Consider the following 19,741-nt stretch of genomic DNA (forward strand, 5'->3'; position numbering starts at 1 on the left):
TACCAAGTGCGTAAAGTTGTTTTCTCGGTTGTTGGTCTGACGCTGTTCGTCGGCGGCTGGTATTGGCTGGGGGGCGAGGCCCGGTCAGCGTCAGTGCACTATCAAACCCAGGCCGTGAGTCGCGGCACATTGCAAAGTCTGGTCAATACGTCCGGCACATTGCAGGCCGTCGTTACCGTGGACGTGGGCTCCGAACTTTCTGGGCAGATAGTTGAACTGCTGGCTGATTTCAATTCGCAAGTAGAGAAAGGCCAGATTATTGCCCGTCTCGATGATCGCACCATCAAAGCCAAATTACGTCAGGCCGAAGCGGATATTCTGATGGCCCAGGCCAGTATCAGTCAGCAGCAGGCCAGTTTGCAAAAGGCTGAGGCGGAGGGGCGGCGTGCCCGGCGGGCCTTACAACGGGCACAACAATTATTTCAGCAGCAGCTCAGCAACGATAATGATTTGGACCAGGCCAAACTGGATCAAGAGGTGGCCGAGGCGCAGATTCAACTGGCCAGTGCGCAGGTAACCAGCGCACAGGCGCAACTGGCGCAGCGCCAGGCGCAGAAAGAGCAAATTGAACTGGATTTGACCCGCACCCTGATCCGTTCGCCGGTTTCAGGTACGGTTATCAGCCGAGAAGTGGATGTAGGGCAAACGGTTGCTGCCAGTTTATCTGCGCCGGTATTGTTTACCATTGCCCAGGATTTGTCCCAAATGCAAATAGAAGCCGATGTGGATGAAGCCGATATCGGTCGCATTGCCGAAGGGCAGGCCGTGCGCTTTACGGTGGACACTTACCCGGAGCGGCAGTTTAGCGGCCGCGTCAGCCAGGTTCGAAAAGCCGCTAACCTGGTGTCCAATGTGGTGACCTATAAGGTAATAGTTGAAGCACCTAATCGTCGCGAGGCTTTGCTGCCCGGAATGACGGCCAATCTGGACATTGTGCTGGGCGAACGCACAGATGTATTGCGCCTGCCCAATGCCGCCCTGCGTTTCAAACCCAAAGGAACAAGCCTTGGGCCGCAACCGTCTGAGACAAGACAAATGCCGGATTGGGTGGCGCAATTACAGCTTTCAGGTGAACAAGCTAAGCAGGTGCGGGCGTTACAGGACAGTACGCGCGACAACATGCGTGTATTGCGCCAGCAAATGGCAGGCGGGCCACCTCCAGGCGGGGTCAATCCAATGCAACAGCAGCGCCAGGCTTTTCAAAATAAGCTCAAATCGCTGCTGAGTGAGGAACAGTTTACCCGTTATCAAGCGTTAAACCGTGAGCAACGCAGTACTCGAAATTCATCGGCTTCTGTATGGGTGCTGTCAGAAAACGGTCAGCCTGAAGAGCGTAAGATTCTGATTGGATTGGAAAATAACGACTACACTGAATTGTTAGGCGAACAACTGGCTGACGGTACGCAATTGATTATTCGTGCTCAGTATGGGGAATAAGCATGGCATCAGTGATTAGAATCAGGCAATTGTGCAAACAATATGGTGCGGGAGAGCAGCAGGTTAAGGCCCTTAGAGGCGTGGATTTGGATATACAGCAGGGCGAGTTTGTCGCGGTGATGGGCCCATCTGGTTCAGGTAAGTCCACCTTTATGAACCTGATTGGTTGTCTGGACTCGCCCAGCAGTGGCCAAATTATACTGCAAGGGGAGGATGTATCGCAGTTGTCGGCCAATGCGCTGGCAACGGTTAGAAATAACTATCTTGGGTTTGTATTTCAGCAATTCAATTTGTTAGCGCGCACCAGTGCGCTGGAAAATGTGATGTTGCCGCTACTCTATTCCATGCTACCGGACGAGCAGCACAAACACCGGGCGCTGACCTGTCTTGAACAGGTAGGGTTGGCGCAGCGACTCTGGCATATGCCCTCACAGTTATCTGGTGGCCAGCAGCAACGGGTGGCCATTGCCCGGGCCCTGGTCAATGAACCAGCGCTTTTGTTGGCTGACGAGCCGACAGGCGCATTAGACACCCAGACAGGTCTGGAGATTATGCAGATATTCCAGGCGTTAAACCGCCAGGGCAAAACCCTGGTATTGGTAACGCATGAACCTGATATTGCCGCATTTGCCAGTCGTATTCTGATGTTTCGGGATGGGCAACTGGTGTCTGATCAACAGCAGACTCCTGAAGATGCCAGCGATGCACTGCTTGCTTTTAAACAGGGCGCGGCTTCATGACCAACAGAAAACTGCTAATGGGGGCGTGGAATAACCTCAGCGTCAATCTGATGCGCAGCATTCTGACTATGCTGGGGATTATTATTGGTGTGGCTTCAGTGATCATTATGCTGGCCCTGGGGAATGGTGCCAAACGCCAGGTTGATGAGCAGATCCGCAATCTCGGTGGCAATGTGTTTGTGGTATTTGGTGGCAGCTTTAACAGTGCTGGGGTACGCGGTCAGGCCGGTTCGCTGCAGCGTCTGACCGATGCCGACGCCGATGCGATTGAACACAATATTTCAGCGGTAGTCGCTGCTGCGCCAGAATTACGCAGCAATGTGCAAGTGATTTCCGGCAATCTCAACTGGGCAACCAATGTGATAGGGTCAGACAATCGCCTGTTAGTGGCACAAAACTGGACCCTGAGTGATGGTCGCGAGTTTAGTGCTGCTGAGTTGGGCAGAGGGGCAAAAGTGGCGCTAATCGGCGAAACTCTGCGCCGGGAATTGTTTGGTGCCGGTGAAGCGATTGGACAAACCATCAGAGTGAATAAGTTGCCGGTCACAGTCATAGGGGTACTGGGGGCGAAAGGCCAAAGTGCCAGGGGCGACGATCAGGATGATGTGCTAATTATGCCGCTGGATACGGTGCGCAAGAAAATCAGTGGCATTAACCGGGCTAATCCTAAGGCCATTCGCAGCATCACGGTAAAAGTCGCTACGCAGCAAGACATGCCCTGGGTGGAAGAAGAAATGACCCGGTTGCTGAGTCAGCGACTCAAATCTGCGGGCAATGACATCCCTTTTCGCATTCGTAATCTGTCCGAAATTGTTGAGACCCGAATGCAGGCCATGCAGGTCTTTAATTCTTTACTGGCGGGAGTGGCTGCCGTGTCGTTGCTGGTTGGCGGCATCGGCATAATGAATATCATGCTGGTGTCTGTGACCGAGCGTACCAGGGAAATCGGCCTGCGTATGGCAGTGGGGGCAAAGCCGGGTGACATTCTGCGTCAGTTCCTGGTGGAGTCCGTATTACTGTGTGGTGTTGGCGGCGCTATCGGAATCGTCATCGCTGCGCTTACCTGCCTGGTATTGGCCCAGGGCTTTGCCATGGCGGCGGTACTACAGTGGCAGGTAGCGATCCTCAGTTTGGGATTTAGTGCGGTCATTGGGATTTTCTTTGGCTACTATCCGGCGCGCCAGGCGGCGGGGTTACAGCCCATCGATGCCTTGCGGTATGAATAAGGGCGCGTCTCAGCACGTCAAAATTTTTGACATATTGCTGTAAACGAGTTCTGAGCCAACTCAGTCGGGTTATATAAAACAATTAGTTAGGTGGTTTGGCGCGATAAGTGCATTGGTAAATTGTGTTAGTACATGGACGTCAAGGTTTGTATTTGGTAAACCACCTGAGGTTCATGATGTTTATGAAAGTATTTGCCCTGACCTTGGCCCTTTTCAGTCTTTCGTCGCAAGCAGCTTTGATTCGGGCTGATTTTCGAACTGAGTCTAATTTGCCTGATTATGGTTCAGGCCAGCCGTTGGTCTATCAAAGTCTGAATCAGACCGTTGGCGCAGGTTATGAACTGGATAGCGCTGATTTCGTGCAAAATCCCGATGGTTGGTATGGCGGGGTGGTCTGGGTAGACTACGATCCGGCTAGTGCAATCATTACACTCTGGTCGCAGGACTATTGGGATTTTCAGACGTTCGATGTGTGGATTAGCAATATTCAGTTCGATGTTGCTGGTGAAACTATCGCCAATGTCGTACTCTTATCCGACAATCTGATCGAAGAAGCGATTGCGCCGGTTGTCAGTATTACCAGCAACAGCCTTCACATTGCTTATGATTATCGTCCCGACACCTTTTTGTTCAGCGGCGGTATGGCCAGGTTTAAAATGGAATCCAGGGAGGGTGACATCACACAGCCCCTTGTCAATGTGCCGGAACCTCTGACGGCATTGATAATGCTAGTTGGGCTGTTTGTGATTGGACGACAGCAGTATGGTATTAAATAAATCATTCTCCAATGACTTATGGCCCTGTTTATCAGGGCTTTTTTTTAAATACTACATTTATCCCCGCGGGCTGTAATGGCGTTTAAGCCACTGGCTTAATCCTTCTAAGCCAGGGAAAAGCACCCGTTCCGTGATATTGGCCTGATCCAGCTTGTCGCGTACTTCCCATTTTAATGCGGCTGGCAAAATCACCCGTTGAAATTGCGTATTGGTTTTGTTTAGCAGTTCGTCCATTAAAATACTGGCTGAAGACGCTACACTGAACAGTGCATGTTGGTTGATAATGCGCCCGTCCAGTGACGGCGGTTCAAAGAACAAAAAGAAATCGGACTGATCCAGTTGGGCAAACGCATCCAGGTCGCGCACCAGCTCGGTTAGCAGCTCCACGGTGAAGACGTTGCCCCCTTCGAATTCGAGTTTTTCACGCATTGGCTCTGGCAATTGCTTGCATGAATCATGGTAGTTGACCTTCCATATCACCCCGTCTTTGTCACCCTGGCGAATATCCGCGGTAGCAAAATGCATCGCCACAAAGGGTGAGTAGGTCCAGTCCAGCAAGCGCGTGGGTAAGCCCTGATGCTGAGCCATGGTCAGCCAGTGCCAGATGGGCCCAGTGGTGTCAAAGCTGTCATGCCCGTATTTTCTGAAATTTCGCAATAAATGGCGTTCAAGGCTGGCATACTCGCCGCCCAGACGAGCCAGCGAGGTTTTCAGATTGAAACTTGCGTCCGGTAACCCTCTGAATACAAAAGGGGAACGATAGCGGCTAATGGCCGGGCTCCAGGACTCATCAAATAACAGCTCCTGCAGGTGGCTCCAGGATTTGGCAATCAAAGTATGCATGGATAATACGGGTGCGATTCTGTGTAGTTAAGTCTAGCCAAGGGATGTGACGAAAAAATAAAAAAGCCAGCATAAGCTGGCTTCGCGATAGTACCTGAAATTCAGGGGCAATAGCTTGCAGTTAGAACTGCATTTCCGGAATGTCACCTTCAATGATCAGTTTACCGGCGGTTTTCTGGCGAATTTCATCCACTGACACTCCAGGCGCACGTTCCAGTAAATAAAAGGCGTTGTCGCGGATCTCGAGCATGGCCAGATCGGTAATAATGCGGTTAATACAATTGACTCCGGTCAGCGGCAGGGTGCATTGCTCCAGCAGTTTGGATTGACCATGTTTATCAGCATGGGTCATGGTGACAATGATATTTTTGGCACCCGCGACCAGGTCCATGGCGCCGCCCATGCCCTTCACCAGCTTGCCGGGGATCATCCAGGATGCGATATTGCCCTGCTGGTCCACTTCAAACGCCCCCAACACGGTAATATCCACATGGCCACCGCGGATCATGGCAAAACTTTCGGCGGAGCTGAAAATAGACGCACCGGTACTGGCCGTGACGGTTTCCTTACCGGCGTTGATCATATCCGCATCCACCTGCTCTTCGGTAGGATAGGGGCCCATACCCAGCAGACCGTTTTCCGATTGCAGCATCACGGTAATACCTTCAGGTACATAGTTGGCCGCCAGGGTAGGAATGCCAATACCCAGATTAATATAGCTACCGTCTTTAAATTCCTGCGCCACGCGCATCGCGATTTGTTCTCTTGAAAGGGCCATATTGTTCTCCTTATGCGCTGCGGGTGACTTTGCGTTCGATGCGTTTTTCAAAGCTGCCTTTGATCACGCGATCCACGTAAATGCCCGGGGTTTGGATTTGACTGGGGGGGATCTCGCCAGGCTCGACAATTTCCTCCACTTCCACCACGGTGATTTTGCCCGCGGTGGCCGCCATCGGGTTAAAATTCTGCGCAGTATGGCGGTAAACACAGTTACCGTAACGGTCCGCTTTCCAGGCTTTCACAATGGCGAAATCGCCGGTGATGGACTCTTCCAATATGTAAGGGCGGCCGTTGAATTCCCTGACTTCTTTGCCTTCCCCCACTGGCGTACCATAGCCGGTGGCGGTATAAAATGCCGGGATGCCGGCACCGCCAGCTCGCATTTTTTCTGCCAGCGTGCCCTGTGGGGTTAGTTCTACTTCCAGTTCACCGCTAAGCAGTTGTTTTTCAAACAAGGCGTTTTCACCCACGTAAGAGGCGACCATTTTCTTTATTTGCCGGTCTTCCAGTAAAATACCCAGACCAAAGCCGTCCACACCGCAGTTATTGGAAACCACGGTCAGTCCTGTTACGCCCATGCGCTTAATCTGGCCAATCAGGCCCTCGGGTATACCGCACAGACCAAAGCCACCGGCAATGACCGTCATATTGTCTGTCAGTCCGGCCATGGCCTCTGCGTAGCTGGACACCACCTTGTCAAAACCTGCCATCGGATTCTCCTGTTTAGCTGATAAATTGCCCAGCGCCAAGTGTAGAAAGCAGCCAGGCTATTGCGCCAGTATTGAGTAATGTTGTAAATATGTAAAATCAATTTAATTTACCAACTAATAAATTATATTTATGAATTTGTCTGTGCCCAACTCGGTATCTTTACGCCAGTTGCAGATTTTTGTGCAGTTGGCTGACAGCCGCTCCTTCGCCGAAGCGGCGAGCAGATTGCATTTGTCGCAACCGGCTTTGTCTATTGCCATCCGCAAGTTTGAAGAGGCGGTGGGGGGAAATTTATTTTCCCGCAGCACCCGTCAGGTGGAATTAACCCCTGAGGGGCGGGCTTTTTTGCCGGTGGCACAGCGCCTGCTGCACGACTGGGATGAAGCCTTTACCGATTTACATAATCTGTTTGCCATGCAGCGTGGAAAATTGACCCTGGCCGCCATGCCGTCTTTTGCCAATAGTTTGCTGCCAGAAGTGCTGCAGGCCTTTCATCAGCAGTATCCGAATATCAATATCAGTTTGCTGGATATGGTGATGGAAAGAGTGATAGACGCGGTATTAGACGGTCGCGCAGAGCTGGGCATTATATTTGAGGCGCAGCATATGCCGGGGTTGGACTTTACCCCCTTATTTGATGACAGCTTTGTGGTTATTCTGCCGCTGGCGCACGCACTGCAGCACAGAGCTGCGTTAGGCTGGCAGGATCTGCAAGGCCAGCCCTATGTGGCAATGAACCGCGGCTCGACTATTCGCGCCTGGTGTGAACAGGCGCAGCAGGAAACAGGGGTACAGGTGAGCGTGGTGGCCGAGGCAAGTCAGCTATCCACGGTCGGGCAACTTGTTGCGGCAGGGCTGGGCGTGTCAGTGGTGCCGGCCATTTGCCAACAGGATATGCAGCGCCGTGGCCTTTGTACCTTGCCTTTGCAACATCAGGGCGGCGCCAAACGGGTTGGCATAATCCACCGTAGCCGTAGTAACTTGTCGGTGCCCGCCCGGCAGTTACAACTTATGCTGGAAAGCCGTTTTCGCTCTGGTTGAATACCTGTTGCCGAATAAATTTCATTCACCGCACAGACGCTGAGGGCAAAGAGATTCGCAGCGGTTTAGATGTTTCTGCTGCTACAAGGTAGACTGGGTGGCTGCACAGTGCATATGGGTCAACAGTCTGACTGCGCCAATGGCGCAGCCACTACTACCACTTTTTCTTGGGCGCAAATAATTCGTCCAGGTCATCCCGCTCTGAATCTTTGCGTTTGGCGCGGTCAGCGGCGTTGGCGTTGCGTAGGTTGTCCTGGATGGTTTGCAACTGGTGCTCCAGTTCCTGGCGTTTGCTGATAACATATTCATCCGGCGATGGCTGGGCGTTTAGCGCGGCAATGGCTTTTTCAAAATACTGTCTGGCCGAGCCCAGCATATTGCTTTGTACTGCCCCTCTGGCCCTTTTCGCCAGGGTTTCGACGTTGACTTTAAGTTGCAGGCGCTCCAGGCGTTTATCTTCATCAAGAAATACATGGGTATCCACCTTGCCCTTGGAATTTTCAGAGCGCAACAAAGCACGCAGTTTCTTAATACCCTGGATCAGCATAATGATTTGCTTATCATTTTCGGGCAGCATGAAGTTGTCGGTGGGTGGGGCAAGTTGCTCGGGTTTGATGGCATCCACCCGTTCCTGTGCATCCTTGACCCGTTGCTTGATATCCATCGCCTTGGGGTTAAGCTCGTACATGCTTTGCAGGGCATTAAGCACGCGTTTATTCAGGATGAGGATCAATTGCTGCGATACCGGCATTTGTGCAGCGGCCATCAGCACGTCCTCGGTTTCATCGACAATGGACTTCTGCTTGGCGGCTTCGGCGCGCCGCTCCGCCTCAACCTGCTCTTTATGCTGTTGAATGGCGTTGATCACAATGGCCACAATGATCAGGGCCACGATAAGGATGATGACTATGGTAAACATAAAATCGTCACTTTCTTGTTATTATATCCGCTCTGGCGCAGCATATTAGGGTAATTTCAGGGTAAACACACTACCCCCCAGTTTGCCGCCGTTTTCCAGGTGAATGGAACCCTGGCGATGATTATTACTGTGTGCCCGGGCAATCATTCTGGCAAAGAACAAGCCCAATCCGGTGCGCCCGCTGGCAATATCAAAGTCTTGCATATCGCTGTTACCGGCCAGCAGCATACTTGGCGGATAGCCAGGGCCGTCATCTTCAATGCGAAAACACAAATAGCCATCTTCTTCAAAGGTGCTCAGCTTAAGCTGTTTTTTGCTGTAACGCATGGCGTTTATTAGAATATCGTTTAACAACACATTGATAAGATCAGCATCCAGATACCAGGCAATATCGTCGGCTACTTCAATATCCAACTGCATTTTCTTGTTGCTGATGTAACCTTCATTGGTGGCCAGAATATCTTCAACAATATCTCCCACATAGTGCTCATCCACACTGATGGGCAGGTTTTGCTTTTCCGCCCTGTACAGTGACAACAATTGCATCAGCCCGGTATTTAAACGAAACGCCTCGTATTGCAGGCTGGCCAGGTTTTCACTGATCTGCGGGTTGCTGTCGGGCACCATCTGACTGAGGTTTTCAATGGACTGTAACAGCAGGCACAAGGAGTTTTTCATGTCGTGCACACCGGCAGCCAGTACAGAAGAAAAATCAATCAGCTTGGATGATGTAGGCATAGTCACCGCTACCCGGATAAGATGTTCTGATTTATACCAATAATGCCTCGGCAGGGAAAGCCAAATGCCTTAACCTACAATTGGTTATCGCCCCTAAATGAAGAAAATCCCGGTATTTATCTAAAATTTTATGGAATTAATCTTCTCATCAGTATATATATTTTGCATATAGGAAATAACAGAAGAATGGCCCGCGCAACAAAATGAAACTACAGCAGCTCAGATACATAGTCGAAGTCCTCAATAATAACCTTAACGTGTCCGCTACCGCCGAGAGCCTGTTTACCTCTCAGCCGGGGATCAGCAAACAGGTGAGGATGCTGGAAGATGAGTTAGGTGTACAGATTTTTGGCCGCAGCGGTAAACACCTCACCCATGTCACCGAAGCCGGTAAAGACGTGATTAATATTTCCCGTCAAATTCTGGCCAAGGTGGAAAGCATCAAGGCAGTGGCCCGCGAACATACCCTGCCGGACCAGGGCAAACTGAATATTGCCACTACCCACACTCAGGCCCGTTATGCGCTGCCAGGGGTGATTAAGGGCTTTATGGGCAAATACCCGCGGGTGTCGTTGCATATGCACCAGGGCACGCCCTCGCAAATCAGCGATCTGGCGGCCAAAGGCGAGGCTGATTTTGCCATTGCCACCGAGGCGCTGCATTTATATAACGATTTAGTGATGCTGCCTTGCTATCACTGGAATCGCAGTATTATCGTCAACCGTGAACACCCGCTGGCCAAGCGCACTTCCATTGCCATTGAAGATATTGCCCAGTACCCGCTGGTGACCTATGTGTTCGGGTTTACCGGTCGCTCCGAGTTGGACGATGCCTTTAACCGTGCCGGGCTGGAACCCAAAATTGTGTTTACCGCCACCGATGCCGATGTGATTAAAACCTATGTACGTCTTGGTGTGGGTATTGGTGTGATTGCCTCGATGGCGCTGGATGAAAAACTGGACGGCGATCTGGTCAAAATTGATGCCAGTCATTTGTTCCAGTACAGCACCACCAAAATCGGCTTCCGTAAAGGCTCCTTCCTGCGCAGCTATATGTATGACTTTATCGAACGTTTTGCCCCGCATCTGACCAAAGATGTGGTGGAAAAAGCCATGATGCAAAAAAGCAACGACGATATCGAGCGGATGTTTAAAGATCTGACCTTACCGGTCAAGTGAGTTGGCAGATAATTAATTGCGAGTTGCGAGTTGCGAGTTGCGAGTTGCGAGTTGCGAGTTGCGAGTTGCGAGTTTTGGCGGGGGATGTCGGAATAAATTCCAACCCACTGGGCTTTGTGCAAGTTAATTTTGTGCAAGTTAATTAGACGAGAAAATTTGCCTGCTTTGTTACTGGCAGAGCAGTCGGCAGCCGTTGCTGCCGATGGTTGAACAATTCGCCTAAATTGAGCATTTCAGTTGCTGGCCGAGCATACCTGCGGTGACCAGGGTCACGCCCTTGCTGGTGACGCGAAAGCCGCGGGCCTCATCAGCGGCTTTGTCGATACCAATCTGGGTGCCGTCGGGAATATCTACGCCACGGTCGATAATGGCTTTACGAATATGGCAACGCTTACCGATATTGACGCTGGGCAGAATCACTGAGTCTTCCACCTGTGAATAATCACTGACGGTCACTTCGGAAAACAGCAGGGAGCCGCGAATACGGGCGCCGGAAATGACGCAGCCGCCGGAGACCATGGAGCTGGTGGCCATACCCACCCGATCGCCATCTTCCAGCACAAACTTAGCGGGTGGCTGTTGCACCTGATAGGTCATTATCGGCCATCTGTCATCGTATAGGTTGAGTTCGGGCACTACCGAAATCAGTTCCATATTGGCTTCCCAGAAGGCATCCAGGGTGCCTACATCCCGCCAGTAAGCACGTTTGCCGCTGTCCTGATCGCGAAACGGAAAGGCATAGACCTTACAGCTTTCTATCAATGACGGAATAATGTTTTTGCCAAAGTCGTGTTCCGAACTGTCGTTGTTTGCATCTTTGACTAACTGGTCAAACAAAAATTCGGTATTAAATACATAGTTGCCCATAGAGGCCAAAGTCTGGGTGGGATCACTGGGTAAAGGCGTAGGATGCGGTGGCTTTTCGTCGAACTTGCGAATGCGCCAGTCTTCATCCACTGTCATCACACCGTAGGCACCGGCGGCTTCTTCTATCGGTACCTCAATGCAGGATACGGTCATATCGGCGCCGGATTCCACATGGTAGGCCAGCATTTCACCATAATCCATCTTGTAGACATGGTCACCGGACAATACCAGCACATATTTGGGCGCTACCGAGCGGATAATATCAATATTCTGGAAGATGGCATCGGCGGTGCCTTTGTACCAGGCTTCCGAGGTGCGCTGAGAAGCGGGCAGCACATCAACAAATTCACCCATGTTCACATTAAGATGCGACCAGCCCCGCACCAGGTGCTGGATTAACGAGTGGGCTTTATATTGGGTGGCGACACCGATTTTTTTGATACCTGAGTTCAGGCAGTTAGACAGGGGAAAGTCGATAATCCGGAATTTTCCGCCAAAATACACCGACGGCTTAGCACGCCATTCGGTCAGTTCATGCAGCCTTGAGCCCTTGCCCCCCGCCAAAATAAGGGCGTAGGTGTCTCGGGTCATGCGGCTGATAAAACGTTGATTCTTGTCGAGCATTACGTTCTCCCTGGATGCAGGTCGGATTTGAAAACGAAAGTGGCACGTGACAGCACAAACACGCTATGCACCTCCTGTGCTGTGTTCAATATAACGTCGTTAATTTGCCGCTCATAGAAAAACCGGACAAAAAAGTGAAAAAATACAGCAGGCTAGCTAATGTTTGCAAACCGTCCAGAAGTGATATCGCTATTCAAATCCCATATGAAATCAAACGAAACCAAAGTGAAAATCACCAAAATCCTATGAGCCCTTTCATCGCAGAGAACGCCGGGTTGAAATTCCAATAATTTCTCCTCTGTGTTCTCTGCGTCTCTGCGGTGAATATGGGAATGTTTCAGTGGCAATCCGCTAGCTATTGCTTGCAGGTTTACGCTGGCAATCACGGATTAAAAAGCGATTAGGGCTAAGGGCTGCCAGCGTCGCATTGTCCAGTGGCAAGGGCTCGCCCGCTAATTGGCTGGCCAACATCTCGGCCAGCAAAGGCGCCGTGCATAATCCACGGGAGCCCAGCCCCATGAGCAAATACAAGCCCGGCAGATCGGTGGCCTGAGCATAGCCTTGAGGCGCCTTACCCAAATACAGGTTCGCATAGCTCATGGACTGTGCGGGTAAGTCCGGCATAGCACCAACCAACGGCAAGTGATCGGGCAGACCAAGGCGCACCGAAGCCCGTCCCTGACCATCGGTGATTAGCTGACCGGCCCAATCGCAACCCGCCATTGCCTGCTGGTGAATGGCCAGGTTTTGCTCGGCTTCCGTGCTGCGGTAGTCGCAGAGCATATCCTGCTTAATATAAGTGGAACCCATAGCGTGGCGGCCATTTAATGCCGGGGTCATATAGCCTTTATGACATAACACGGTTTTAAGCTTGGTATAGGCCGGCAGGCTGGGGATATGTTCCACCTGGCCGCGTACCGGTCGCAGCGGCAGGTTATGCAATAGTGGTAAATGCACCGATTCAGCCCCGGTTGCCAGGACCACCAGGGGATGATGGTTATGGCTACCATCCTGCCAGTGCAGTTGCCATTGTCCATCTTGGTGGACGAGCTCCTCAAGTACTTTGCCCTGTATGATTTGAAGATTGTCGCCACAGGTTTGTAGCAGTGCCTGGGTTAGTCCGGCCGGGTCCAGCCAGCCACCATCCTGAATAAACAAGGCTGGGTAGGGGATATCCAGTCCGGCAATATCTGAGGCTGCGCGACTGTCAATGGGCTTAAGCAGATTCGCCGGCCAGTGCCCTTTTTGCACCAGTTTTTGCTGTTTGTCCTTAAGGGCTGCATTAAAGGCAATCTGCAGCACCCCACAAAAATCGTGGTCCACGGTCTGGCTTGTCAGTAATTCTGCGTAGCGACGACGGGCAAAGCCAAAGGCCTGGGCCATAAAGCGGCTGGACAGGTTGTCATCCACATGCAATTGAGGGTAGAAGCCGCCCTGGCGATTACCCGAGGCGCCATCTGCAATGGCTTTACTGTATAAGCAGACCTGGTAGCCTTTTTGGCAAAGGCTATACGCAAGATTTGCGCCGGCCAGTCCTGCGCCGATGATGGCAACCTGTTTATGTGCTGCTGTGCGGCGAAAGTACCAGGGTTGATTATCTGCCTGCGGGAGCTTGCTGGGCAGGTAACCGGCCAGCATATCGCGTTTGTGACCAAATCCCTGGCGTTTTTCCACTGCAAAACCGGCCTGCTGTAAACCGCGACGCACAAAACCTGCCGCAGTAAAAGTAGCGAAAGTACAATCTTGTTTCCCCAGTGTTGCCATATGTGTAAACAACTGCTCTGTCCACATATCCGGGTTTTTACTGGGGGCAAATCCATCCAGAAACCAGGCATCCACCAGTCCTGTTGGTGGGCAATGCCACTGCACCAGCAATTCGTGTAAATCGCCCAGCCATAAATCAAGAACCACGTCGGCGTCATACAGGGTAAACAGCAGGCGGTGACAACCAGCGGTAAGATGAGGATAGTTATTCAGTAGTGCCTGGCTGTATTCTGCCAGCACAGGCCAATGATTCAGGGCCTGTTGCAGGTCCCCCTGAGATAAAGGGAACTTCTCGGTGCTGATAAAATACAAACGCTTAAGCGGTGAGCTTGGGTGATTCACACGAAAGTCTGCGAAGGCGGCCAGACTGGCCAGGAAGTTCAACCCCGTGCCAAAACCGGTTTCGGCAATTATAAAATGCGCGTTCTGCCACTGTTGCCAACGTTGTGGAATCTGATTGTTGTGCAAAAATACATAGCGTGTTTCCTCCAAACCGTTGGCGTTAGAGAAATACACATCGTCAAAGGCATTGGCCACTGGCGTGCCTTGTTCGTTAAAATCTATCTGGGCGGTTTGAATGGCCATGCAAGGTCTTTAATCACAACAGCAGGGGCGCTATTCTACGTGATAGTGGGATGGCAGTAAAAAGTTGCCCGGCCCGCTTGGCATAAAGCAAAACAATGGCTTTAACATTGAACCGTCGGTAGCGCGTCTGGTCTTAAAGAGCAGACCAGTTTTGCCGAGAAAATCATTACCATAAGGGCACTTTTTTAAGTGAAGGTAACAAAATGAGAAGAGCCGTGATTACCGGACTGGGCGTGGTGTCCAGCATTGGTAACAATAAGCAGCAAGTATTGGAATCCCTGCAACAGGGCAAAAGCGGTATCCGTTATTCCCAGCAATTCGCCGATATGGGCCTGCGTAGCCAGGTATGGGGCAATATTGAACTGGATGTGAGCGAGCATATCGACCGCAAGGCCCTGCGTTTTATGGGCGAAGCAGCAGCTTATGCCTTTATTGCCATGCAACAGGCTATCGAAGATGCCGGGCTGAGTGATGAGCAGGTTTCCAATGTGCGCACTGGTTTGGTTGCTGGCTCCGGCGGCGCTTCTTCGAAAAATCAGGTGGAAGCGGCGGATATTCTGCGCGAAAAAGGCGTAAAACGGGTTGGCCCATATATGGTGCCCCGGACCATGAGCAGCACCGTATCTGCCTGTCTGGCCACGCCCTTCAAAATCAAGGGTATTAACTACACCATCTCCTCAGCCTGTGCTACCAGCGCCCATTGTATTGGCCATGCCCTTGAACAGATTCAACTGGGTAAGCAGGATATTGTGTTTGCCGGTGGTGGTGAAGAAGTGGACTGGACCCTGGCCATGCAGTTTGATGCCATGGGCGCGTTGTCCACCAAATACAATGACAGCCCGGATAAAGCGTCCCGTACTTATGATGCTGATCGTGACGGCTTTGTGATATCCGGTGGCGGTGGCATGGTGGTGGTGGAAGAGCTGGAACATGCCTTAAACCGCGGTGCCAAGATTTACGCCGAGATAATTGGCTACGGCGCCACATCCGACGGCTACGATATGGTGGCGCCTTCCGGTGAAGGTGCGGTGCGCTGTATGCAGCAGGCCATGCATGGTGTGGAAGAGAGTATTGATTACCTCAATACCCATGGTACATCGACTCCGGTAGGTGATGTGAAGGAACTGGAAGCCATTCAACAGGTGTTTGCTGGTAAATCACCGGCCATCAGTGCCACCAAGGCCATGACCGGCCATGCACTGGGCGCTGCGGGTGTGCATGAAGCCATCTACAGCCTGCTGATGCTGGAACATGGTTTTATTGCTCCATCCGTCAATGTGCATAACCTGGATGCTAAAGCGGCCGGGCTGGACATTGTTACCGAACCGCGTCAGGCACAGCTGAATACCGTGATGTCCAATAGCTTTGGTTTTGGTGGCACCAATGCCACCTTGGTATTGCGCCGCTATCAGAAGTAGCTAGCTGCAACACTGAGCTCTGATTATTTTTGTACCTCCAGGGGTGGATGGTATGTCGGCTTGGCAGGGAGCCAGGCCGATGATATTCCTGCCACGCATAGACTTATCGGCGCCAAACTGGTAAAGTGCGCGCCTCTTTTGGCATCCGTCGGTCGGTGCCTGTCTAGCGAATCCTCTTAATATTCCCCGGACGTTTTATTTTCCCCGCCTAAGACCGTGTCAGCGCCAAGCGCTGAGTAGGCCGGTTACGGAGTACAATTTTGAATTCATTTGACCAACTTGGCCTGTCGGCCGAATTGTTGCGTGCTGTTGCCGAACAGGGCTACAGCCAACCTACCCCTATCCAGGCCCAGGCCATTCCTGTGGTTTTGGAAGGACGTGATGTAATGGGCGCTGCCCAGACGGGGACCGGCAAAACCGCCGGTTTTACCTTGCCACTACTGCACAGGCTTGGTGGTCAGCGCCATAGTCAGGGCATTCGCCCGGTACGAGCGCTGGTGCTGACTCCTACCCGTGAACTGGCAGCCCAGGTGGGTGACAGTGTCCGCGACTATGGTAAATATCTGCCGCTCACCAGTGCGGTGATTTTCGGTGGTGTGAATATCAACCCGCAAATTGCTGCGTTGCGCCGCGGGGTTGATATTCTGGTCGCCACCCCAGGCCGGTTACTGGACCATGTCAATCAGAAAACCCTGGACCTGTCCAAGGTAGAGATTCTGGTACTGGACGAAGCTGATCGTATGCTGGATATGGGTTTTATCCACGATATTCGCAGAGTGCTGAAATTATTGCCGGCCATGCGTCAGAATCTGTTGTTTTCTGCTACCTTCTCCGATGAGATTAAGCGCCTGGCCGATGGTTTGCTGGACAATCCTGCGCTGGTGGAAGTGGCCAGACGTAATACCGCCTCAGAGGCTGTGGCACAGACAATCCATCCGGTGGATAAAGATAAAAAACGCCAGATGTTGTCCTACCTGATAGGCTCCAACAACTGGCAGCAGGTCCTGGTGTTTACCCGTACCAAGCACGGCGCCAACCGTTTGGCTCAGCAACTGGAAAAAGACGGCCTCACTGCCGCCGCTATCCACGGTAATAAAAGTCAGGGGGCCCGTACCCGTGCGCTGGCCGATTTTAAATCTGGTCAGGTACGTGTGCTGGTAGCCACCGACATTGCCGCGCGAGGACTGGATATCGACCAGTTGCCTCATGTGGTTAACTTTGAGCTGCCTAATGTACCGGAAGACTATGTACATCGTATCGGCCGCACCGGCCGTGCCGGTAACGAAGGTGAAGCCGTATCATTGGTGTGTGTCGACGAACACAAACTACTGCGCGACATTGAGAAACTGATCAAACGTGAATTGCCAAAAGTGGTGATTGACGGTTTTGAGCCGGATCCCAATGCCAAACCCGAGCCGATTCAAAAGCCACAGGCCAGGGCTCAGCGTCGACAAATGGGTGAAAAGCCCAGAGGGCAGAAGTCGGAACGCCCTGCAGGTGAACAAAAGCGCCGTCGTCGTCGCAGCAAACCTAGAAATCCAGCCGCACACGCAGCCTGATCGGACTGGTAATTCCCGGGTAAGTGGGCAAAATAGCGGACTTTGTCATTCGTCTGTTTTGCCCATGCAAATCTACTGTGAAGATTCCCTGTTGTATGCCCGCGAGTTTTTTGCCGATTGGGGGCAGTTACATTTTTTCAGCGGCCGCACTGTCACGCCATCTCAACTCAAAGACGCCGATATTCTGCTGGTGCGCTCTACCACCAGGGTCGATGCAGAAATGCTCAGCCATTGTCCCAACCTTAAATACGTGGGTACGGCGACCGCCGGCACCAATCATCTGGACATCCAGGCCTTAAAATCCCGCGGCATCGCCTATGGTTCCGCCGCTGGCTGTAACGCCATAGCGGTAGCTGAGTATGTGGTAAGCGCATTGTTTGCGCTGGCTCAAACACAAGGCTGGCAGTTGCTGGACAAACAAGTCGGGATTGTGGGGGCCGGACATGTAGGCAGCCAGTTACATAATAAGCTCAGTGCCCTGGGTATTCGCACTTTACTTTGCGACCCGCCGCTTGCAGCGCAAGGGGACAAGCGCACCATGGTGGATATGGATGCCATAATGGCCTGTGACATCATCAGCCTGCATGTGCCTTTGGTGGAGCTGGGGTCTTATTCCACCCGTGGGTTGTTTGGCCCACAACGATTGGCGCAGCTCAGTGACAATCAGGTGCTGATCAATGCCTGTCGTGGCGAGGTAGTGGATAATCAGGCGCTGTTGGCACTGTACCGTCAGGGGCGGAAATTCACCACTGTACTGGATGTGTGGGAAAACGAACCGGATATTCTGACTGACTTGCTACCCTATGTCGCCTTAGCCAGCGCCCATATCGCAGGCCATACCCTGGAAGGCAAAGCCAGAGGCACCTGGATGCTATATCAACAGGTTGGTGAGTTGCTCAGCCTGCCTGTCGAACTGCCTCTTGAAGCCGTTCTGCCCGACGCGGAATTAGCCGCAATGACTATTGATGAGGCCGAACAGGCGCAACTGGCAAAGCTGGTATTTGGTGTTTACGATATTCGCCAGGATGACCAGCTTTTCAAAACGCAGGTGAGTCAGCCGGGACAGTTTGAATATATCCGCAAGCACTATGCTATAAGAAGAGAATTCGCTGCATTGCAAGTTAGTGCTGGAAATTCTGTGCTGAAAAAGGCAATCTGCGGGCTCGGCTTTGCTAGTAAAGCCGCTAATTCTTGATCAGTTTTTGATCGTCAGGCTTGACCCCAACCAAGGAGATTAAACAGAAAATGTCACGAGCCTTTGATGTTGCCGTTTTAGGTGCTACCGGTCTGGTAGGCCAGCATATGATCGAAATCCTCGAACAACGGGATTTTCCGGTTAATAAACTTTATCCTCTGGCCAGTGCTCGCTCTGCCGGTGGTACGGTGAGTTTCAAGGGTAAGGACGTGACAGTACTGGACGCCGACACCTTTGACTGGTCACAGGTGCAACTGGGCTTTTTCTCCGCCGGTGGCAGTGTGTCTGCCAAATATGCACCACTGGCTGCCGAGGCAGGTTGCGTGGTGATCGACAATACCTCGCAGTATCGTTATGAGCCGGATATTCCGCTGGTGGTGCCAGAGGTTAATGCTCATGCATTGGCCGATTTTCGTAACCGCAATATTATTGCCAACCCCAATTGTTCCACCATTCAGATGCTGGTGGCGCTTAAACCCATTCACGATGCGGTGGGTATCAGCCGTATTAACGTCTGCACATATCAATCGGTGAGTGGCGCGGGTAAATCAGCCATGGAAGAGCTGGCCAGACAGACAGCAGATCTGCTTTCCAGCCGTGAAGTGACGCCAAAAGCCTTCAGTCGCCAGATTGCTTTTAACGTTATTCCGCAGATTGATGTATTCATGGATAACGACTACACCAAAGAAGAAATGAAAATGCATTGGGAAACCCAGAAAATCATGGGTGACGATAGCATTATGGTGAATGCCAGTGCAGTGCGCGTACCGGTATTTTACGGTCATGGTGAAGCCGTGCATATTGAAACTCATCAGCCTATTGATCCTGAAGCGGTGAAAGATTTACTGGCCGATGCACCCGGTATCACCTTAATGCGGGAGCGCGAAGATTTTCCCACCCAGGTGGGCAATGCCAGTGGTAAGGATGAGGTGTTTGTTGGTCGTATTCGTAAAGATCACTCTCACCCCAATGGCTTGAATTTGTGGGTGGTATCTGACAACGTACGTAAAGGAGCGGCCACCAACAGTATTCAGATTGCCGAAGTGTTGGTGCGCGACTACCTGTAAGCTCGCTAAGATTAGACTGGTAAACAGGCCCGGAACTTGGTTCCGGGCCTGTTTTTTTGCGTTCAAAGAAAGCGAAAGTCCGCCGATAATGGGTATAAATCTACAGTATCGGCTTTATGGATCAGGTCAGGTATCTGGTTTATAGTTCGTGTTGGAATGTAAATTGCTGATAAATTTAATCCAGGCCGAAAAAATGGCGGTAACCCTCAAGGTTACTTATAAAAAGTGATAACTATTAAATCCGCGGAGAGGCTGGTTCCGTGGGTACTTTGT

The 19,741-nt window shown here is 51.7% G+C and carries 17 protein-coding genes; 10 read left to right on the top strand and 7 right to left on the bottom strand.

What is annotated here, in order from left to right; all coding sequences use genetic code 11:
- Positions 1 to 6: 6 nt before the first annotated feature.
- The 4 genes from CSR04_RS13305 to CSR04_RS13320 all read left to right on the top strand — a co-directional run bounded on the left by CSR04_RS13305 (position 7) and on the right by CSR04_RS13320 (position 4,179).
- On the top strand, positions 7 to 1,437 hold the full coding sequence (locus CSR04_RS13305; protein WP_245921605.1) for an efflux RND transporter periplasmic adaptor subunit: 1,431 nt from the start codon (positions 7 to 9) through the stop codon (positions 1,435 to 1,437).
- 2 nt (positions 1,438 to 1,439) lie between these two features.
- Positions 1,440 to 2,177, top strand: coding sequence for an ABC transporter ATP-binding protein (locus CSR04_RS13310; protein WP_102796772.1), 738 nt, complete (start codon positions 1,440 to 1,442; stop codon positions 2,175 to 2,177).
- Positions 2,174 to 3,403, top strand: a complete 1,230-nt coding sequence (locus CSR04_RS13315) for an ABC transporter permease (protein ID WP_102796773.1) — start codon at positions 2,174 to 2,176, stop codon at positions 3,401 to 3,403. The genes CSR04_RS13310 and CSR04_RS13315 overlap by 4 nt, the downstream gene beginning before the upstream one ends.
- A 146-nt stretch (positions 3,404 to 3,549) precedes the next feature.
- Positions 3,550 to 4,179 (top strand): hypothetical protein, encoded by a 630-nt coding sequence (locus CSR04_RS13320; RefSeq protein ID WP_216362564.1) that lies wholly within the window; start codon positions 3,550 to 3,552, stop codon positions 4,177 to 4,179.
- 57 nt (positions 4,180 to 4,236) lie between these two features.
- On the opposite strand, the gene CSR04_RS13325 is transcribed toward CSR04_RS13320, so the two are convergent.
- The 3 genes from CSR04_RS13325 to CSR04_RS13335 form a co-directional block, all read right to left on the bottom strand.
- A complete protein-coding gene (locus tag CSR04_RS13325; protein ID WP_102796775.1) occupies positions 4,237 to 5,022 on the bottom strand; it encodes an FRG domain-containing protein in 786 nt (261 codons plus the stop codon).
- A 121-nt stretch (positions 5,023 to 5,143) separates the two neighbouring features.
- Positions 5,144 to 5,800: a CoA transferase subunit B gene (locus CSR04_RS13330; protein WP_102796776.1), complete on the bottom strand. Its 657-nt coding sequence runs from the start codon at positions 5,798 to 5,800 to the stop codon at positions 5,144 to 5,146.
- A 10-nt stretch (positions 5,801 to 5,810) separates the two neighbouring features.
- Positions 5,811 to 6,512 carry a CoA transferase subunit A gene (locus tag CSR04_RS13335; protein WP_102796777.1) on the bottom strand — a complete coding sequence of 234 codons (702 nt, stop codon included), beginning with the start codon at positions 6,510 to 6,512 and terminating at the stop codon, positions 5,811 to 5,813.
- A 130-nt stretch (positions 6,513 to 6,642) separates the two neighbouring features.
- Between CSR04_RS13335 and CSR04_RS13340 the strand changes: the two genes are divergently transcribed.
- Positions 6,643 to 7,554, top strand: a complete 912-nt coding sequence (locus CSR04_RS13340; protein ID WP_102796778.1) for a LysR family transcriptional regulator — start codon at positions 6,643 to 6,645, stop codon at positions 7,552 to 7,554.
- Positions 7,555 to 7,708: 154 nt separating this feature from the next.
- Here the strand turns inward: CSR04_RS13340 and CSR04_RS13345 are convergent, their stop codons facing one another.
- Both CSR04_RS13345 and CSR04_RS13350 read right to left on the bottom strand, forming a co-directional pair.
- A complete protein-coding gene (locus tag CSR04_RS13345; RefSeq protein ID WP_102796779.1) occupies positions 7,709 to 8,473 on the bottom strand; it encodes a hypothetical protein in 765 nt (254 codons plus the stop codon).
- Positions 8,474 to 8,518: 45 nt separating this feature from the next.
- Entirely contained in the window at positions 8,519 to 9,211 is a 693-nt protein-coding gene (locus CSR04_RS13350) for a sensor histidine kinase (RefSeq protein ID WP_102796780.1), read from the bottom strand.
- Between the two features lie 203 nt (positions 9,212 to 9,414).
- Between CSR04_RS13350 and cysB the strand changes: the two genes are divergently transcribed.
- Positions 9,415 to 10,389 carry an HTH-type transcriptional regulator CysB gene (gene cysB, locus CSR04_RS13355; RefSeq protein WP_102796781.1) on the top strand — a complete coding sequence of 325 codons (975 nt, stop codon included), beginning with the start codon at positions 9,415 to 9,417 and terminating at the stop codon, positions 10,387 to 10,389.
- A 219-nt stretch (positions 10,390 to 10,608) separates the two neighbouring features.
- On the opposite strand, the gene glgC is transcribed toward cysB, so the two are convergent.
- Positions 10,609 to 11,880 carry a glucose-1-phosphate adenylyltransferase gene (glgC, locus tag CSR04_RS13360; protein WP_102796782.1) on the bottom strand — a complete coding sequence of 424 codons (1,272 nt, stop codon included), beginning with the start codon at positions 11,878 to 11,880 and terminating at the stop codon, positions 10,609 to 10,611.
- 351 nt (positions 11,881 to 12,231) lie between these two features.
- Positions 12,232 to 14,229, bottom strand: coding sequence for a bifunctional tRNA (5-methylaminomethyl-2-thiouridine)(34)-methyltransferase MnmC2/FAD-dependent 5-carboxymethylaminomethyl-2-thiouridine(34) oxidoreductase MnmC1 (gene mnmC / locus CSR04_RS13370; RefSeq protein WP_102796784.1), 1,998 nt, complete (start codon positions 14,227 to 14,229; stop codon positions 12,232 to 12,234).
- Positions 14,230 to 14,432: 203 nt separating this feature from the next.
- On the opposite strand from mnmC, the gene fabB reads away from it, so the two are divergent.
- The 4 genes from fabB (at position 14,433) to CSR04_RS13390 (ending at position 19,468) form a co-directional block, all read left to right on the top strand.
- On the top strand, positions 14,433 to 15,647 hold the full coding sequence (gene fabB, locus CSR04_RS13375) for a beta-ketoacyl-ACP synthase I (RefSeq protein ID WP_102796785.1): 1,215 nt from the start codon (positions 14,433 to 14,435) through the stop codon (positions 15,645 to 15,647).
- Positions 15,648 to 15,907: 260 nt separating this feature from the next.
- The gene (gene rhlE, locus CSR04_RS13380) at positions 15,908 to 17,206 is read left to right on the top strand and encodes an ATP-dependent RNA helicase RhlE (protein ID WP_102796786.1); all 1,299 of its coding nucleotides are present in this window, start codon (positions 15,908 to 15,910) and stop codon (positions 17,204 to 17,206) included.
- A gap of 64 nt (positions 17,207 to 17,270) precedes the next feature.
- Positions 17,271 to 18,401, top strand: a complete 1,131-nt coding sequence (locus CSR04_RS13385) for a 4-phosphoerythronate dehydrogenase (RefSeq protein ID WP_102796787.1) — start codon at positions 17,271 to 17,273, stop codon at positions 18,399 to 18,401.
- A 50-nt stretch (positions 18,402 to 18,451) separates the two neighbouring features.
- Positions 18,452 to 19,468 carry an aspartate-semialdehyde dehydrogenase gene (locus CSR04_RS13390; RefSeq protein ID WP_102796788.1) on the top strand — a complete coding sequence of 339 codons (1,017 nt, stop codon included), beginning with the start codon at positions 18,452 to 18,454 and terminating at the stop codon, positions 19,466 to 19,468.
- The last annotated feature ends 273 nt before the right edge of the window (positions 19,469 to 19,741 follow it).

This window comes from Bowmanella denitrificans, from assembly GCF_002887595.1.
Classification (GTDB): domain Bacteria; phylum Pseudomonadota; class Gammaproteobacteria; order Enterobacterales; family Alteromonadaceae; genus Bowmanella; species Bowmanella denitrificans.

Bases quoted from the DNA above. Each gene is read 5' to 3' on its own strand.
- CSR04_RS13310 (WP_102796772.1), top strand. From the start codon at position 1,440: ATGGCATCAGTGATTAGAATCAGGCAATTGTGCAAACAATATGGTGCG.
- CSR04_RS13315 (WP_102796773.1), top strand. From the start codon at position 2,174: ATGACCAACAGAAAACTGCTAATGGGGGCGTGGAATAACCTCAGCGTC.
- CSR04_RS13325 (WP_102796775.1), bottom strand. From the start codon at position 5,022: ATGCATACTTTGATTGCCAAATCCTGGAGCCACCTGCAGGAGCTGTTA.
- CSR04_RS13330 (WP_102796776.1), bottom strand. From the start codon at position 5,800: ATGGCCCTTTCAAGAGAACAAATCGCGATGCGCGTGGCGCAGGAATTT.
- CSR04_RS13335 (WP_102796777.1), bottom strand. From the start codon at position 6,512: ATGGCAGGTTTTGACAAGGTGGTGTCCAGCTACGCAGAGGCCATGGCC.
- CSR04_RS13340 (WP_102796778.1), top strand. From the start codon at position 6,643: ATGAATTTGTCTGTGCCCAACTCGGTATCTTTACGCCAGTTGCAGATT.
- CSR04_RS13345 (WP_102796779.1), bottom strand. From the start codon at position 8,473: ATGTTTACCATAGTCATCATCCTTATCGTGGCCCTGATCATTGTGGCC.
- CSR04_RS13350 (WP_102796780.1), bottom strand. From the start codon at position 9,211: ATGCCTACATCATCCAAGCTGATTGATTTTTCTTCTGTACTGGCTGCC.
- cysB (WP_102796781.1), top strand. From the start codon at position 9,415: ATGAAACTACAGCAGCTCAGATACATAGTCGAAGTCCTCAATAATAAC.
- glgC (WP_102796782.1), bottom strand. From the start codon at position 11,880: ATGCTCGACAAGAATCAACGTTTTATCAGCCGCATGACCCGAGACACC.
- mnmC (WP_102796784.1), bottom strand. From the start codon at position 14,229: ATGGCCATTCAAACCGCCCAGATAGATTTTAACGAACAAGGCACGCCA.
- fabB (WP_102796785.1), top strand. From the start codon at position 14,433: ATGAGAAGAGCCGTGATTACCGGACTGGGCGTGGTGTCCAGCATTGGT.
- CSR04_RS13385 (WP_102796787.1), top strand. From the start codon at position 17,271: ATGCAAATCTACTGTGAAGATTCCCTGTTGTATGCCCGCGAGTTTTTT.
- CSR04_RS13390 (WP_102796788.1), top strand. From the start codon at position 18,452: ATGTCACGAGCCTTTGATGTTGCCGTTTTAGGTGCTACCGGTCTGGTA.